Below are 15162 nucleotides of genomic sequence, written 5' to 3' on the forward strand. Positions count from 1 at the left end.
GCAACGTTCGGCTGTCACAATCGGGGCAGCACTGACGTACGACCGCCGGAGGAGCCCGTGTCCCCCACCTCACGCCCGTTGCGCAAGCTGGGCTTCCTCACCATCGGGCTGTTCGACGGGGACGACCCGCGCCGGGGGCACGAGACCACGCTGGAGATCATCGAGCTGGGCGAGCGGCTCGGCTTCGACAGCGCCTGGGTGCGCCACCGCCATCTGCAGTACGGCATCTCCTCCCCCGTCGCCGTCCTGGCGGCCGCCTCGCAGCGCACCCGCCGGATCGAGCTCGGCACCGCGGTGATCCCGCTGGGCTGGGAGAACCCGCTGCGGCTGGCGGAGGACCTGGCGACCGTCGACATCCTGTCCGGCGGGCGGCTCAACCCGGGCGTGAGCGTCGGCCCGCCGATGCACTACGACCAGGTCAAGGGCGCCCTGTACCCGGACACGGCCGACGCCGAGGACTTCGGCTACGAGCGGGTGCGCCGGCTGCTGGACCTCGTGCGGGGGAAGTCCGCGAGCGACTTCAGCGGGGTCGAGGGCTTCGAGGTGTTCTCCGACCGGGTGCAGCCGCACTCCCCGGGCCTCGGCCGGCGCCTGTGGTACGGCGGCGGCAGCGTCAGCTCGGCGCGGTGGGCCGGGGAGCACGGCATGAACTTCCTCACCAGCAGTGTCGTCAAGGCCGATGGCCCGGACGACACACGGGACTTCGCCGAGATCCAGCTCTCCCACGTGCGGGCCTTCCGCGCCGCGCACCCCGACGGCGAGGCCGCCCGCGTCTCCCAGGGACTCGTGGTGGTCCCCACCGATTCCGCCTCGCCGGAGCAGCGCGCCCGGTACGAGGAGTTCGCCGCCGCGCGCCTGCCGCGGACCCGTTCCCCGCAGGGGCCGGCCCGTCTGCTGTTCGCCCCCGACCTGGTCGGCACCTCGGAGGAGATCGCCGAGCGGCTGCACGCGCACGCGGCGTTCCGCGAGATCGACGAGGTGGCCTTCGCCCTGCCGTTCACCTTCGAGCACGAGGACTACGTACAGATCCTCACCGACATGGCGACCAGGCTGGGCCCGGCCCTGGGCTGGCGCCCGGCGTCCACCGGGTGACGGGGGGGCCGTGACCGGACGCCGACGCCTCGGTCCGGGCCGCCCGCCGCCTTTTCTTCGCCCTCGGCGTTCCTCGCCCGGCCCGCGCCGCGTGCGGGCCGGGAGGCTCACCAGCGGCCCGGCTCCGTGCCGGTGATCGGCTGCGAGGGCCTGCCGTCCACACCCACGGGTACGTCGCCGGTGAGCATGACGCGGTGCATGGTGCGCGGGAAGCCGAGGTGGGCGTTGTCACCGGGCGCGAGGTGGATGGTGGCCCGGTTGTCCCAGAAGGCCACGCTGCCGGGCTCCCAGCGGAAGCGGACGGTGTACTCGGGGCGGACCGCCTGGTCCAGCAGCATGTCGAGGAGGGCACGGCTCTCGGCCCGGGAGACGTCGGCGATCTGCTCGACGTAGTAGCCGTTGACGTACAGGATCCGCTCGCCGGTCTCCGGGTGGACCCTGACCAGCGGGTGCAGCGAGGCCACCTGGTGGTCGAGCAGGTGACGGACGTAGGCGTCCTCGCCGGGGCGCGGCTGGTAACCGACGCCGAGGCGGTGCTCGGCCCGGAGCCCGTCCACGAACTCTCTCACCGGCGCGGACAGTCCGGCGTACGCGGCCGCCAGGTTGGACCAGGTGGTGTCACCGCCGTAGGGAGGGACCGTCTCGGCGCGCAGGATCGTCGCGGCCGGCGGGTCGATCCGGGCGCCGTGGTCGCAGTGCCAGCCGCGCAGCAGGGTGTGCCGGCGGCGCCGGAGCCATTCGTCGTGCTCCATGCCGAAGCCGCCGCCCAGCTCCAGCCGGTCGGCGGTCGTCTCGATCTCCGGGAAGTCCGCCGGTGAGGCGCTGCCCCGCTTGCGCAGCACCACCGGTTCGCCGAAGCGGCGGGCGAGCGCCACGTGTCCGGTGTGGTCGAGGCGCTGTCCGCGGAAGAACACCACCTTCCAGCGCAGCACGGCCGCCCTGATCACGGCGACCTGGGCGTCGTCGACGCCCGCGGCCAGGTCGACGCCCTCGATCTCGGCGCCGATGTGCCCGGCGACCGGTCTCACCTCGACCCCGGCCGCCCCCGTCGTCTGGCTGTCGAAGTCCGTCGTCATGCCCGCTCCGATCGTCGCGCCTGGTCCTCGATGAAGATCGTGTCAGCGATCCGCCGCCCTGGCGACAGTGCCTGCGGCCGGGCCCGGTTGATCGTGCCCCCTTCATCCGTGAGGCTGGAGTGACGTATCCCGTTCCAGGGGAAGGGCAGACGGTGATCGACATCCCGGTGCACACGCTCAACGACGGTACGAGGCTCCCGGCCCTCGGTCTGGGCACCTGGCCGATGGACGACGCGCAGGCGGAGGAGGCGGTGGCCGGGGCGCTCGGGCTGGGCTACCGGCTGATCGACACGGCGACGAACTACCGCAACGAGACCGGGGTCGGCCGCGGCGTGGCCCGGGGCGCGGTGCCCCGCGAGGAGCTCGTGGTCACCACCAAGCTCCCCGGCCGCCATCACGGCTACGAGGAGACGCTCGCCTCCTTCGAGGAGTCCCGCCGCCGGCTGGGCCTCGACCACGTCGACCTCTATCTGATCCACTGGCCGCTCCCCCGGGTCGGCAAGTACGTCGACTCCTGGCGGGCCATGATCCAGCTCCGCGAGGAGGGTCTGGTCCGCTCGATCGGCGTCTCGAACTTCACGCCCGAGCACATCGAGCGCCTGGAGAAGGAGACGGGCGTCCTGCCGTCGGTCAACCAGATCGAGCTGCACCCCCTCTTCCCGCAGGACGAGCTGCGCGCCTTCCACGAGGCGAAGGGCATCGTCACGGAGAGCTGGAGCCCCCTGGGGCGGGGCTCGGGCCTCCTTGAGGACCCCACGGTCGTCGCGGTCTCCGAGGCCCTCGGGGTCACCCCCGCCCAGGTCCTGCTGCGCTGGCACGTCCAGCTCGGCGCGGTGCCCATCCCGAAGTCCGCCGACGCCGGCCGTCAGGGGGCCAACCTGGACGTGTTCGGTTTCGAGCTCGGGCCGGCCCAGCTGGGCGCGCTCACGGACCGCCCCCACCGGCGGCTGGGCGGCGATCCGCAGACCCACGAGGAGTTCTGAGCCCGCTCGCCGTCCGACTGCCCCGGCCGGGGCGGGGGTACCCGGAGCCGGCGGAGAGGAGGACCCGGTGAGCGAGCGGCTGCGGGAGTACCGGGACAAGCGGGATTTCGCGAGGACCCGGGAGCCGGCGGGGCAGGACGCCCGGGGCGCGGGGGGACCGCGGTTCGTCGTCCAGATCCATGACGCGCGCACCCTGCACTTCGACTTCCGGCTCCAGGTCGGCGACGTCCTGAAGTCGTGGTCGGTCCCCAAGGGCCCCTCGGCACGGCCGAAGGACAAACGGCTCGCCGTGCCGACGGAGGACCATCCGCTGGAGTACGAGGACTTCGAGGGGGTGATCCCGGCGGGTGAGTACGGGGGCGGGACGGTGATCGTGTGGGACCGGGGCACGTACGAGCCGCTCGGCGCCGAGCGCGACGTCGGGGAGGCCCTGCGCCGGGGCCATCTCTCCTTCCGGCTGCGCGGCGGGAAGCTGCGCGGCTCGTACGCGCTCACCCGCTTCCGGGGCGGTCGGCCCGGCGACGAGGAGGAGGCCTGGCTGCTGGTCAAGTCGGGCGGCCGCGCGCACCGTGACACACCGGACCCCCGCCGGGCCCGCTCGGTGCGCACCGGACGGACCCTCGGCCAGGTGGCCGCCGACGCGTGAAGGGCGTGCGGTGGTCACCCGGGTTCGAGGGTCTGTTCCGCCCAGATCGTCTTGCCGCGGTCCGTCTGCCGGCTGCCCCAGCGCTGGGTGAGCTGCGCGACCAGCAGCAGACCGCGTCCGCCCTCGTCGAAGGCGTGGGCGCGGCGCAGATGCGGCGAGGTGGAACTGCCGTCGGAGACCTCGCAGATGAGGCTGCGGTCGCGGATCAGCCGGAGCCGGATGGGGGGTTCGCCGTAGCGGATGGCGTTGGTGACCAGTTCGCTGACGACGAGTTCGGTGACGAAGGCCGCCTCCTCCAGTCCCCACGCGGCGAGTTGTTCGGTGGCGGCCTGCCGGGTGGCGGCGACATGGGCGGGGTCGGGATCCACGTCCCAGGTGGCGACCCGGTCGGCGCCGAGGGCGCGGGTGCGGGCCAGCAGCAGGGCCACGTCGTCGCTGGGTTCCTCCGGCAGGACAGCCTTGAGCACGGTGTCGCACAGGGCGTCGAGGGTGGCGGTCGGCGCGGTGAGGGCGCTGCACAGCTCACCGGTGGCGCGGTCGACGTCCCGGTCGCGGTCCTCGATCAGACCGTCGGTGTAGAGGGCGACGACCGCGCCCTCGGGCAGTTCCAGCTCGACCGCCTCGAAGGGCAGTCCGCCGACGCCGAGGGGCGGGCCGGGGGTCATCCGGATCAGTTCCGCGCGGCCGTCGGGCAGCAGGAGGGCCGGTGCGGGGTGGCCGGCGGCGGCCAGGTCGAGACGGCGGCTGACGGGGTCGTAGACGGCGTACAGGCAGGTGGCGCCCAGTTCCGCGACCTCGTCGCCGTCGCCGCCCTCCTGGTAGCCCGCCAGATGGGTGACCAGGTCGTCGAGGTGGGTGAGGAGCTCGTCGGGCGGCAGGTCCACGTCGGCGAGGGTGCGCACGGCCATGCAGAGCCGGCCCATGGTCGCCGAGGAGGGGATGCCGTGGCCCACGACGTCGCCGACGACTAGGGCGACCCGGCTGCCGGAGAGCGGGATCACGTCGAACCAGTCGCCGCCGATGCCGGCGGTGGAGCCGCTGGGCAGATAGCGGTGGGCGACCTCGACGGCGGCCTGTCCGGGCAGCCCGCGCGGCAGCAGGCTGTGCTGGAGGGCGAGCGCGGTGGTGCGTTCGCGGGCGAAGCGGCGGGCGTTGTCGATGCAGACGGCGGCCCGGCTGGCGAGCTCCTCGGCGAAGACGGCGTCGTCGTCCTCGTAGTCGTCGGGGTGCGCGATACGGACGCCGACGAGGACGCCGAGGGTGGTGCCCCGGGCCCGCAGGGGCACCGAGATCACCGAGTGGACCCCGGTGCGGAAGCGGCGGCCCTCGGGGTCGCGGGTGTTGCGTTCGACGAGCCAGCGCATGAAGTCGGGCTCGCCCGCCTGGATACGGACGGCGCGCCCCTCCCGCAGGGCGCGCGCGGGCGGGCTGAAGGGCGGATGGACGTCGGTCTCGCCGAGCCGGACCGCCGCCTCGGGGGTGCCCTCGCGGGCGGAGCCGTGGGCGACGCGGCGCAGCACGACCTCACCGTCCGGGACGGGTGGCGGCTCGTCGGCGCCGAGGACCCAGTCCAGCAGGTCGACGCTGACGAAGTCGGCGAACCGCGGCACGAGGAGGGCGACGACCTCCTCGGTGGTGCGCACCATGTCGAGGGTGGTGCCGATGGAGGCCGCCGCCTCGTTCAGCAGGGCCAGCCGCTGGCGGGCCAGGTACTGCTCGGTGCTGTCGAACGCGGCCAGGGCGACCCCGACGACCTCCCCGGACGGCTCGCGCACGGGCCACATCTCGGTGGTCCACGCGTGCTCCCGGTTAAGGGAGGGGGCGCCGGTCCAGCTCTCGTAGCGGACCGGGCGGCCGGTCTCGGCCACGTGCCGAAGGTGCCAGTTGAAGCCCCGGCTGTGCTCGGCCTCCTCCACGGTGTCGGGGAAGTGGCGGCCGAGCAGGACGTCCTCGGGCACGCCCATCACCTTGCAGGCGACCTCGTTCAGTCGCAGATAGTGCTGGTCGGGGTCGAAGACGGACATCGACATGGACGCCTGCTGGAAGGCGCGCCCCGCGACGGTCGGTTCCGGGGCCGAGGGCCGCTCGGCGGTGAGGGTCCAGCCGGCGGGCTCGCCGTCGGGGCCGAGCACCGGGCAGGCGGTGACGGTGAGGGCGACGGGGTGGCCGTCGCGGTGGCGTACGACGACGGGCCGTGTCCACCCGGGTGCGGGGAGCCGGGGGAGCTCCTCGGCGAGCAGGTCGGTCGCCGCCCGCCCCACGGCCTCCTCGGCCGGATGGCCCGTCAGCAGACGGGCACCCTCGCTCCAGCCCGTCACGATGCCCCGGGCATCGATGACCGCCGCAGCGACGACATGCTCCATGTCGTCCAGAATGGTCCCTTTGCCCGGGTGCATCAACCGCGCGGGGCCGCTCGTGGAGCGGGGGGCCTCCGGGGCGGTCAGGCGCGGTGGGCGCGCAGCGCCTCCAGGGCGCGGTCGGCGTGGGTGTTCATCCGCAGTTCGCTGCGGACGACCTCCAGGACGGTGCGGTCCTCGGCGATGACGAAGGTGGCCCGCTTGGTGGGCGCGAGGGAGATGCCGCGCTTCACCCCGAAGAGTTCCCGCACGCTGCCGTCCGTGTCGGACAGCAGGGTCATGCCGAGGGTGTGGCGGCCGGCGAACTCCTGCTGGCGGTCGACGGAGTCCCCGCTGATGCCGACGGGCCGGGCGCCCACCGCGGCGAACTCGGCCGCGAGGTCGCGGAAGTGGCAGGCCTCGGCGGTGCAGCCGGGGCTGAGGGCGGCGGGATAGAAGAAGAGCACGACGGGCCCGTCGGCGAGCAGGTCCGTCAGGGCCACCACCGTGCCGGTCTCGTCGGGCAGCGAGAAGTCCTCGACCTTGTCGCCGGTCTCCAGCGTCTTCGTCATGACCGTCCTTCCGTGCCGTTCGCGACGCTGCGGGCCCACAGCACGAGGGGCACCTGCAGGGGCAGCCGGCCGAGAGCGGCGGCCTTGAGGGGGGTGGGACGGTCGCGCCAGTCCCACGCCATCTTCACGTTGGCGGGGAAGACGCCGACGAAGAACGCGGCACTGGCCAGGGCGGCCGCCTTCCGGGTCCGGGGCGCCGCCAGTCCGGCCGCCAGCGCCAGCTCGACGGCGCCGCTGGCGTACGTCCAGGCCCTGGGCGAGCCCGGCAGGGCGCGCGGGATCGTCGCGTCGAAGGAGCGGGGGGCGGCGAAGTGGGCCACGCCCGCGGTGGCCAGCAGACCGGCCAGCAGCAGGGGTGAGCGTCCGGACCGGGCCAAGGTTCCTCCTCTGAAGTCCTGGCGCCCGACATTACTGGACGGTAGGAGCGACTCCGGAGGCGGGGTACGGCAGCGGTGATCTCTCAACTCCCCCGCACGTCGGCGCTGGTGGGGACCCGGCCGGGTCGCGCGGCCGAAGGACCGGCGGAAGACGTCGATGAAGGCGCCGGCCGAGGACCAGCCGCAGCGCAGGGCGACCGTGGTGACGGGCGTGCCGTCGGCGGGCAGCGGCAGGGCGTGGCGCGCCACCGGGGACAGGTCATGCCGAGCTCGCGACGGAAGAGCCGGCTGAGCGTGCGTTCACCGGTGCCGGTGGCGACGCCGTGGGCTGCGGACGGGCCCGGTCCCGCCGCCGTTCTTGCCGGTGGTGGCCTGGCTGCCGCCGTGGGGACTGCGCGAGCCGGTCAGGCGCCGACCGACGGCTGCTCGCCCTCCTCGTCGACGGCGTAGGACAGGAAGTCGTCGACCATGCGGTGGAAGAGCGCGGCGAGCTGGCCGAGCTCCTCGGGGGTCCAGTCGGACAGGGCGAGCTGCATGCCGCGGGCACCCGCGTCGCGGACCCGGTCGATGGCCTCACGGCCGGCGTCCGTGAGCTGGATCCGCTGGGCCCGGCCGTCGTCGGGGTCGGGGACGCGGGTGACATAGCCTGACTTCTGGAGCTGCTGCACCGTGCGGGTCACATGGGAGGCCTCCACCCCCAGGCGCTGGGCCAGCTCGCCCGGCCGCAGCGGCTCGGAGTCGGCGACCTGCCGCAGCAGCGCGACGGCGGCCCGGTCCAGGGGGACGCCGGCCAGCGCCATCAGCCGGTCGTGCCGGCGGGCGCGGGTGCTCAGATAGGTGATCCGGGTGAGCGCGCGCTCGATCTCGATCACTTCCGGGGAGGCGACGGCGGGCACGGGGAGCGGTTCGGTGGACATGCACCCCACTTTACCATCTTGTTGCGTAACTCAAGTAAGTTACTGTGTACGTTGACCCCCACGTACGGCGCGCGTCGACCCGGATCTACTGCGGAACGACGACGCCCGGGCAAGCGTAAGGGCCCCGGCAGGCTCACAGCGCCCGCCGGGGCCCCTTCCTCCCTCGCTTGCCCCCCTACGCCGGGACGCGGACGCTCTCGCCCCACGCCGCTCGGGAGGCGATCGCCTGGCGCCACGTCCGGATCGCCCTCGGCGGTATCCCGACCGCGAGGGCGCCGCTCACCCGGTCGCCGGTGCGGTACGCGGCCACGAACCGGCGTTCGGCGAGATCACCCTCGACGACGACCGTCTCCTCGTGGCCGCGCAGGAAGCCGTAGGCCTGGACCTTCAGGTCGTACTGGTCCGACCAGAAGTACGGCACCGGCGCGAACGGCCTGCGCGCCCCGGGCGCGGCGAGCAGATTGCGCGCGGCGGCCATGCCCTGCTCGGCCGCGTTGGTGCGGTGCTCGATCCGCATGGCGGTGCCGAACAGCGGGTTGTACCAGCGGGCCACGTCCCCGGCGGCGTACACCCCCCGGGCGGCCTCCAGGTACTCGTCGCAGACGACACCGTCGCCGACCGGCAGTCCGCTGCCGCCCAGCCAGTCGGTGTTGGGCAGCGAGCCGATCGCCACGAGCACCTCGTCGGCCTCGACGATCCCGCCGTCCGCGAGCCGTACGCCGTCCTCGGTGACCTCGGTGACGCCGACCCCGCAGCGCAGCTCGACGCCCCGGTCGCGGTGGGCCTGCGCGAGCACGCGTCCGACGTCCTCGCCGACGGTGTGCGCCAGGGGCACCGCAGCCGGTTCCAGGAGGGTGACCCGGGCCCCGAGCCGCCAGGCGACGGACGCCGCCTCCGCGCCGAGGAACCCGGCGCCGACGACGACCAGATGCCGGCCCGGCTCCAGCCGTTCCCGCAGGGTCAGGGCGTCCTCCAGGGTGCGCAGCACATGCGCGCCCTCGCCGGGCAGCCGGCGCGGCCGTACCCCGGTGGCGACGACCAGTCCGTCGTACGGCAGCGCCTCCCCGTCGGCCAGCAGCACCCGGCGCCCGTGCACGTCCAGGCCGCGGGCAGGGGTGCCGAGCCGCAGGTCCAGGCCGAGGGCGGCGAGGTCCTCGGGGCGGCGCAGGCTCAGCCGGTCCTCCTCCCATTCGGAGGAGAGCAGCTGCTTGGACAGCGGCGGGCGGTCGTACGGGAGATGCGGTTCGTCGCCCACGAGGGTGAGGGTGCCGTCGTAGCCCTCGCGGCGGAGGGTCTCGACCGCCGCGAGTCCGGCGGCGGAGGCCCCGACGACCACGATCCGGTTCACTGTTCGACCAGTCGGATCGCGGCGGCCGGGCAGACGGCGACGGCCTCGCGGACGTCGTCGAGGAGCTCGGGCGCGGGCGCCTCCTCCAGCAGGATCGCGATGCCGTCGTCGTCCTGGTCGAAGACCTGCATGGCGGCGACCACGCACTGTCCCGAGGCGACGCACTTGTCGGCTTCCAGCTCCACCTTGTGGGAGGTCATGGGATTCCCCTTGTTCCTTGCGTTCTGCTGTCGATTGCCGTCGTGCTGTGCGGGACGGGGAACCGTCACCAGGTCACGGGCAGGGAGTGGACGCCGTAGATGAAGGCGTCGTGCTTGAAGCGGACGTCGTCGAGCGTGCCGACGAGCCTCAGAGAGGGGATGCGCCGGTACAGCGTGCCGTAGACGGCCTGGAGCTCCATCCGGGCCAGCGGCTGGCCGAGGCACTGGTGGACGCCGAAGCCGAACGCGACATGGCGGCGCGCGTCACGGGTGAGGTCGAGCCGGTCGGGGTCCGGGAAGACCTCGGGGTCGCGGTTGGCGACCTCGTTGACCATGATCACGCCTTCCCCGGCCCTGATGATCTGCCCGCCGATCTCGATGTCCTCGGTGACCGCGCGGCGCCGGCCGAGGTGGGTGATGTGCAGATAGCGCAGCAGCTCCTCGACGGCGGAGGAGACCAGCCGGGGATCGTCCGTCTCCCGCAGCAGGGCGAGCTGGTCGGGGTGCTGGAGCAGGGCCAGGGTGCCGAGCGCGATCATGTTCGCGGTGGTCTCGTGACCGGCGATGAGCAGCAGCAGCGCCATCTCGGTGGCCTGCTGGTGGTCGATCTCGCCCGCGGTGATCCGGGCGGCGATGCTCGACAGCAGGTCGTCGCGCGGCTCGGCGAGCCGCTTGCCGATGAGTCCGGCGAGGTAGCCGGCCACCTCGCGGCTCGCCTGGCCGCGCTGTTCGGCGGTGGCGTCCCGGTGGACCATCGTCCTGGTGTTGTCCTGGAAGAAGGCGTGGTCGTCGTAGGGCACGCCGAGCAGTTCGCAGATCACCAGCGAGGGGATCGGCAGGGCGAACTCCTCCACCAGGTCCACCGGCCTGGGGCCCGCCAGCAGCCCGTCGATCAGGTCGTCGACGATCCGCTGCACGGCGGGGCGCAGGGCCTCGACCTTCTTGATGGCGAAGGGCGCGGTCACCATCCGGCGCAGCCGGGCGTGTTCCGGGTCGTCCATCATGATGAAGCTGAGCTTGCCCTCACCGGCCTCGGGGCTCGCCTTGGTCGGATAGCCGGGGCGGTCGGTGTCCGCGCTGACCCGGGGATCGCCGAGGAGCGCCCGCTGGTCGGCGTAGCGGGTGACGAGCCAGGGCTCGGTGCCGTCCCAGAGCCGCACCTTGGTCAGCGGTGCCTGCTCCTGGAGCTCCCTGAGGGCGGGCGGCGGGTCGAACGGACAGCGGTCCGCCCTCGGCATCGGGAACTCGGGGACCGCGTCCGGGGCCTGGGGCACCGGGCCGGTCAGCGTGTCGGCCATGGCTCTCCTCGGTGGTGGGGGGCTCCGGGCGGGCCGGAACGCCGGGGCGAACGGGAGGGAAGGGGGGTCGAGGCCTCGATGGACCCAGGCAAGCAGAGGGGGCTGACGGCTTCCGGTCAGTTCCCTGACGGAAAGCTGACGTGACCTGGATCACCTCGCGAGGTGCGCCTCGACGGTCCGTCAGCCCTGGGCGTGTCCGCGAAACTCCCGCCCGCCCGGCGACGCCCGGCACGCTCCCCCACGACGCCGCGGGCCCCCGTCGAGCGGACGACGGGACTGTGCGGCCACCCCCCGCCCCCAGCCGGCCGCGTCACCAACCTGTCCGGTCAGCACACCTAGGGCCCTTCTGACGGATCTCCGCGGCGTCGCGACGCCCGGCACGCCCGCTTGCCGCACGGCGCGAAGGGCCAGGTGGCTCCGCCACATGACCCTCCACGCCGCACGCCGATCGCGCGCACCGAACGCCGCTCCTTCACCCACGGAGATCCGTCAGAAGGGCCCTAGCCGTCCGCCCTCCCCAGCCAGTACCCGAAACCCCGGTGCGTGTGGATCAGCGGCGGCGCCTCGCGGTCCACCTTGCGCCGCAGGCGGGAGAGCAGCTGCTCGATCGCGTTGTCGCCCCGGAAGTCGCCCCAGACGTACCGGCTGATCTGCTCCTTGGACAGCACGCGGTGCGCGTTGACCAGGAGGTGCCGCAGCAGCCGGTACTCGGCGGGGGTGAGGTCGAGAGCGCGGGGCCCGCGCCAGGCCCGGCACAGGGTGTCGTCCAGGACCAGGTCGTCGTAGCACGGGGAGTGCCCGGGGCGGCCGGGGGCGGCGGTGCCGCGCAGCAGCACCTGGATCCGGGCCAGCACCTCGACCACCCGGAACGGCTTGGTGACGTAGTCCTGCACCCCGGGGCCGAGTTCGGGCAGAAGGCTGCCGAGGGAGTCGTACGGGGCGAGGTAGAGGACCGGCGGCCGCTGGGCGATCACCGGGCGGCCCGCACGGGCGATGCCGGGCAGGTCGGGCAGGGTGGTGTCGACGACCAGCAGATCGAAGCGATGCGCGTCGAGCCGGGCCAGGGCGTCGGCGGCGGTGTCCGTGAGGCCAATCCGGTAGCCCGCCAACTCCAGGGTCGTGGCGAGCAGTTCGGCGGTGTCGGGTTCACCGGCGAGGATCAGCACATGCTGCCCGGCGCCACGGGCGAGCGAGGGTTTCGCCGTCGGGTCGGCAGGCAGGGGGGAGACCGTACGCGAGGGGCCGGGCCAGGATAACGGTCCGGGGAGATCGGCGGGGCCCGAGGAGTACAGGAAGCCGCCCGCGCGGCCTTCGTCACGCCGGGACGGTCGCGGTGCGCGCATCAGGATCCGGGCCTTTCCCCCAGGGGTGCGGTGAGGTCGGCCGGGTGGGTCCGCTCCACCAGCAGGACGTCCGCCATACGGGACACCAGCCGGGCGAGCAGCCGCACTTCCGCCGGCGACCATTCGGCGAGGACCAGCTGCATGCCGCGCGCGCCCGCCTCCCCGAGCCGGGCCACGGCCTCCTCGCCCAGCGGGGTCAGGCGGATCCGCCGGGCGCGGGGGTCCTCGGGGTCGGGCACCCGGGTGACGTATCCGGCCTGCTGGAGCCGCTGCACCTGGCGGGTGACGTGCGAGGCCTGGACGGCGAGCACCTGGGCGAGTTCCCCCGGGCGCAGGGGTTCGTGCTCGGCGATCCGGCGCAGCATGGCGACGGCGGCCCGGTCCAGCGGGACGCCCGCCATGGCGACCAGTCGATCGTGCTGACGGGCCCGGACGCTCAGATAGGCGACCCGGGTGAGGGAGCGCTCGATCTCGACCGCTGCGGGCGAGGCGGGGGGCACTGCGGGCGGTGAGGGGGACATGCCGCCCACCCTACTCCCCTACTTGCCTAACTCAAGTAAATCTGCACGCTTGCTTGACTCAAGTAATCCCTATGTGCTTGCCTAACTCAAGCAACCCGGACTGGAGCGCCTTGAGCGGAGGCGGCTCCCGGCGCCGCACCCGTGGGGACGGAAGCGGCGTGTTCCCCGGGCCCGGCCGCCGGCGCACTCCCCCCTGCCGGCACCGGGCCCGGGGACATCACCACCGGCACCGGAACCCGGTCCGGGACGACCGACCAGCCCCTCGCCCCTGGAGACCCCCCGTATGAAGCCCCCCGTACGCGCCGCGCTGGCCAGGGCGCTCGCCTGCGCGTGCTCATCACGGCGATCGTGGCCGGGCGGCACGGCGACCCGGCCGCCCCCCACCCCGCCGCGCGGCCCCTATGTGGCGCTGGGCGACTCCTACACCGCCGGCCCCGACATCCCGGACCGCACCGGCACCCCCGCCGGCTGCGAACGCTCCGACCGCACCTACCCGGCCCTGGTGGCACGGCGGCTGGAACTGCCCGCCGCCGACGTCCGGGACGTGAGCCGCAGCGGGGCGACCCTGGCAGACCTGAGCGCACCGCAGTCCACGGACCACGGCACGAACCCGGCGCAGCTGTCCGCCCTCGACGGCCGGACCCGGCTGGTCACGATCGGCATGGGCGGCAACGACATCGGCTTCGCCTCCCTGGTGAAGACGTGTGTGACGTCCGGAGTCATCACCTTCGCGCTGAACGGTCTCAGGGACGGCACCGCGAGCGACGCGCCGTGTCGCGCCCGGTACGTCTCCGACGGCACCGACGCGATGGGGCAGCGGATCGCCACGGCCGACGAGCGGCTGGCGAAGGCCCTGCCCGAGGTCCGGCGGCGGGCGCCGAAGGCCCGGATCTACGTCGTCGGCCACCCGGCGATCCTGCCCGCGCACCCCAGCGGCTGCGGCGCCGAGATGGGGATCACCGCCGGGGACATCGCCTGTCCGCACGAGAAGGAGCGGCAGCTCGACGCGATGCTCCGGAAACGCGCCGACGAGGCGGGCGCCGGCTATGTCGACACCTACACGCCCTCGGTCGGGCGGGACGCCTGCGCCGACCGGCGGGTGCGCTGGATCGAGCCGCTCGTACCGCTCGCCCCCGCCGCCTGCGTCCACCCCGACGAGCGCGGCGAGCGGGGCATGGCGGACGCCGTCCTGAAGAACTTCGGCGTGTGACCCCCGAGATCCCACGCCCGACGCCCGATTGCCGCTGACCTGGGAACGACAGCCGGCGGCGCCGACCGGCAACCGGCGCCCGCTGCCCCACCGACCGATGAGCGACCAGCACCACCCGAGAGAGGTTCTCCCATGAGCACGATGAAGTCCGTCCAGACCGGTGGCGTCGACAAGATCGAGGTCGTCGACGTCGAGCGGCCCGTGCCGGGCCCCAAGGACGCCCTGGTACGGATCCGTGCCTGCGGCATCTGCGGCACCGATGTCACGTTCCTGCACATGGGCGGCATGCCCGCCCGCGCCCATCTGGGCGGCGAGCTGGTCCCGGTGGCGCTCGGCCACGAGCCGGCCGGGGAGATCGTGGAACTCGGCGCCGAGGTCGAGGGCCTGAACATCGGCGACCGGGTGGTCGTCAACCCGCAGGAAGCGCCCACCGGCATCATCGGCTGCGGCGGGAAGTACGGCGGTATGAGCGAGTTCCTGCTGATCGAGAACGCCGAGGTCGGCAGGAGCGTCGCCGTCTTCCCCGACACCGTGCCCTTCGACGTGGCCTCGCTCAACGAACCGATGGCCGTGGCGCGGCACGCCGTCAACCGCTCCGAGGCCGGCCCCGGGGACAAGGTGGTCGTGTTCGGCGCCGGTCCGATCGGCCTCGGCGCGGCGATCTGGCTGAAGCTGCGCGGTGTGGAGCACGTGGTCGTCGTGGACGTCATCGCCTCCCGGCTGGAGAAGGCACTGGCCGTGGGCGCGGACGCCGTCGTCGACTCGTCGCGGGAGGACGTGGCGGCGCGACTGACCGAGCTGCACGGCCCGAGCGCCAACGCCCTGGGCCAGCCCCGGCCCGGCACCGACGTCTTCATCGACGCGGCCGGTGCGGCGGCCGTGTTCAACACCGTGGTGAACTCCGCCAAGTGGGGCGCCAAGCTGGTGATGGTGGCGGTCCACAAGAAGGGCTCCGAGATCGACCTGGGCGGCATGCTCCGCAGCGAGCTGACCCTGATCGCCTCCCAGGGCTACCCCACCGAGATCTTCGAGGTGACGCCCGAGCTGGTCGAGCACCAGGAGCGGTTCGCCGAGCTGATCAGCCACCGGGTGCCGTTCGCGGAGGCAGACAGCGCCTTCGAGCTGGCGCTGACTCCGGGCGCGGCGGAGAAGGTCGTCGTCACGCTGGACGACTGATCCCCGTCCGCGAACCGGCCGCCGGGTGCGCCCGGCGGCCGGTCCCCCACCCCCTCACCCCCGGGAA

At 73.6% G+C, this 15162-nt stretch carries 15 protein-coding genes and 1 pseudogene; 5 read left to right on the plus strand and 11 right to left on the minus strand.

All coding sequences use genetic code 11. From position 1 onward, the window contains the following. The first annotated feature begins 57 nt into the window (after positions 1-57). Complete coding sequence (locus tag OG852_RS05150) at positions 58-1092, plus strand: LLM class flavin-dependent oxidoreductase (RefSeq protein WP_133916644.1); 1035 nt, start codon at positions 58-60, stop codon at positions 1090-1092. Positions 1093-1199: 107 nt separating this feature from the next. On the opposite strand, the gene OG852_RS05155 is transcribed toward OG852_RS05150, so the two are convergent. Beyond that, complete coding sequence (locus OG852_RS05155; protein ID WP_133916643.1) at positions 1200-2168, minus strand: TauD/TfdA dioxygenase family protein; 969 nt, start codon at positions 2166-2168, stop codon at positions 1200-1202. 152 nt (positions 2169-2320) lie between these two features. Between OG852_RS05155 and OG852_RS05160 the strand changes: the two genes are divergently transcribed. Both OG852_RS05160 and OG852_RS05165 read left to right on the plus strand, forming a co-directional pair. Next, positions 2321-3151, plus strand: coding sequence for an aldo/keto reductase (locus tag OG852_RS05160; protein WP_133916642.1), 831 nt, complete (start codon positions 2321-2323; stop codon positions 3149-3151). Positions 3152-3218: 67 nt separating this feature from the next. Beyond that, entirely contained in the window at positions 3219-3797 is a 579-nt protein-coding gene (locus OG852_RS05165) for a DNA polymerase ligase N-terminal domain-containing protein (protein WP_133916641.1), read from the plus strand. A gap of 14 nt (positions 3798-3811) precedes the next feature. Here the strand turns inward: OG852_RS05165 and OG852_RS05170 are convergent, their stop codons facing one another. The 10 genes and pseudogenes from OG852_RS05170 to OG852_RS05215 all read right to left on the minus strand — a co-directional run bounded on the left by OG852_RS05170 (position 3812) and on the right by OG852_RS05215 (position 12709). Beyond that, a complete protein-coding gene (locus tag OG852_RS05170) occupies positions 3812-6160 on the minus strand; it encodes an ATP-binding SpoIIE family protein phosphatase (protein WP_133916640.1) in 2349 nt (782 codons plus the stop codon). 77 nt (positions 6161-6237) lie between these two features. After that, entirely contained in the window at positions 6238-6705 is a 468-nt protein-coding gene (locus tag OG852_RS05175) for a peroxiredoxin (protein WP_133916639.1), read from the minus strand. Continuing rightward, a complete protein-coding gene (locus OG852_RS05180; RefSeq protein ID WP_330347219.1) occupies positions 6702-7082 on the minus strand; it encodes a DoxX family protein in 381 nt (126 codons plus the stop codon). Before OG852_RS05180 ends, OG852_RS05175 begins: the two co-directional genes overlap by 4 nt. Positions 7083-7181: 99 nt before the next feature. Further along, positions 7182-7420 (minus strand): annotated as a pseudogene (locus OG852_RS05185) (helix-turn-helix domain-containing protein); the annotation flags it as partial. 66 nt (positions 7421-7486) lie between these two features. Continuing rightward, complete coding sequence (locus tag OG852_RS05190) at positions 7487-7999, minus strand: MarR family winged helix-turn-helix transcriptional regulator (protein WP_133916637.1); 513 nt, start codon at positions 7997-7999, stop codon at positions 7487-7489. Positions 8000-8174: 175 nt separating this feature from the next. Beyond that, the gene (locus OG852_RS05195; RefSeq protein WP_330347220.1) at positions 8175-9347 is read right to left on the minus strand and encodes an NAD(P)/FAD-dependent oxidoreductase; all 1173 of its coding nucleotides are present in this window, start codon (positions 9345-9347) and stop codon (positions 8175-8177) included. Next, entirely contained in the window at positions 9344-9547 is a 204-nt protein-coding gene (locus OG852_RS05200; protein ID WP_330347221.1) for a ferredoxin, read from the minus strand. The genes OG852_RS05195 and OG852_RS05200 overlap by 4 nt, the downstream gene beginning before the upstream one ends. A gap of 65 nt (positions 9548-9612) precedes the next feature. Then, the gene (locus OG852_RS05205; RefSeq protein WP_330347222.1) at positions 9613-10845 is read right to left on the minus strand and encodes a cytochrome P450; all 1233 of its coding nucleotides are present in this window, start codon (positions 10843-10845) and stop codon (positions 9613-9615) included. Between the two features lie 500 nt (positions 10846-11345). Next, positions 11346-12188 (minus strand): response regulator transcription factor, encoded by an 843-nt coding sequence (locus OG852_RS05210; protein WP_443064502.1) that lies wholly within the window; start codon positions 12186-12188, stop codon positions 11346-11348. Beyond that, complete coding sequence (locus tag OG852_RS05215; RefSeq protein WP_330347223.1) at positions 12188-12709, minus strand: MarR family winged helix-turn-helix transcriptional regulator; 522 nt, start codon at positions 12707-12709, stop codon at positions 12188-12190. Before OG852_RS05215 ends, OG852_RS05210 begins: the two co-directional genes overlap by 1 nt. Positions 12710-12992: 283 nt before the next feature. Here OG852_RS05215 and OG852_RS05220 point away from each other — a divergent pair, with 283 nt between their 5' ends. Both OG852_RS05220 and OG852_RS05225 read left to right on the plus strand, forming a co-directional pair. After that, positions 12993-13919: an SGNH/GDSL hydrolase family protein gene (locus OG852_RS05220; protein WP_330347224.1), complete on the plus strand. Its 927-nt coding sequence runs from the start codon at positions 12993-12995 to the stop codon at positions 13917-13919. 132 nt (positions 13920-14051) lie between these two features. After that, the gene (locus tag OG852_RS05225) at positions 14052-15095 is read left to right on the plus strand and encodes a zinc-dependent alcohol dehydrogenase (protein ID WP_330347225.1); all 1044 of its coding nucleotides are present in this window, start codon (positions 14052-14054) and stop codon (positions 15093-15095) included. Positions 15096-15162: the final 67 nt, after the last annotated feature.

Origin of the sequence: Streptomyces sp. NBC_00582 (genome assembly GCF_036345155.1) — a bacterium.
Taxonomy (GTDB): Bacteria; Actinomycetota; Actinomycetes; order Streptomycetales; family Streptomycetaceae; genus Streptomyces.

Coding starts and splice junctions, on each gene's coding strand:
- OG852_RS05155 (WP_133916643.1), bottom strand. CDS start 2,168: ATGACGACGGACTTCGACAGCCAGACGACGGGGGCGGCCGGGGTCGAG.
- OG852_RS05170 (WP_133916640.1), bottom strand. CDS start 6,160: ATGGAGCATGTCGTCGCTGCGGCGGTCATCGATGCCCGGGGCATCGTG.
- OG852_RS05175 (WP_133916639.1), bottom strand. CDS start 6,705: ATGACGAAGACGCTGGAGACCGGCGACAAGGTCGAGGACTTCTCGCTG.
- OG852_RS05190 (WP_133916637.1), bottom strand. CDS start 7,999: ATGTCCACCGAACCGCTCCCCGTGCCCGCCGTCGCCTCCCCGGAAGTG.
- OG852_RS05200 (WP_330347221.1), bottom strand. CDS start 9,547: ATGACCTCCCACAAGGTGGAGCTGGAAGCCGACAAGTGCGTCGCCTCG.
- OG852_RS05205 (WP_330347222.1), bottom strand. CDS start 10,845: ATGGCCGACACGCTGACCGGCCCGGTGCCCCAGGCCCCGGACGCGGTC.
- OG852_RS05210 (WP_443064502.1), bottom strand. CDS start 12,188: ATGCGCGCACCGCGACCGTCCCGGCGTGACGAAGGCCGCGCGGGCGGC.
- OG852_RS05215 (WP_330347223.1), bottom strand. CDS start 12,709: ATGTCCCCCTCACCGCCCGCAGTGCCCCCCGCCTCGCCCGCAGCGGTC.
- OG852_RS05220 (WP_330347224.1), top strand. CDS start 12,993: ATGAAGCCCCCCGTACGCGCCGCGCTGGCCAGGGCGCTCGCCTGCGCG.
- OG852_RS05225 (WP_330347225.1), top strand. CDS start 14,052: ATGAGCACGATGAAGTCCGTCCAGACCGGTGGCGTCGACAAGATCGAG.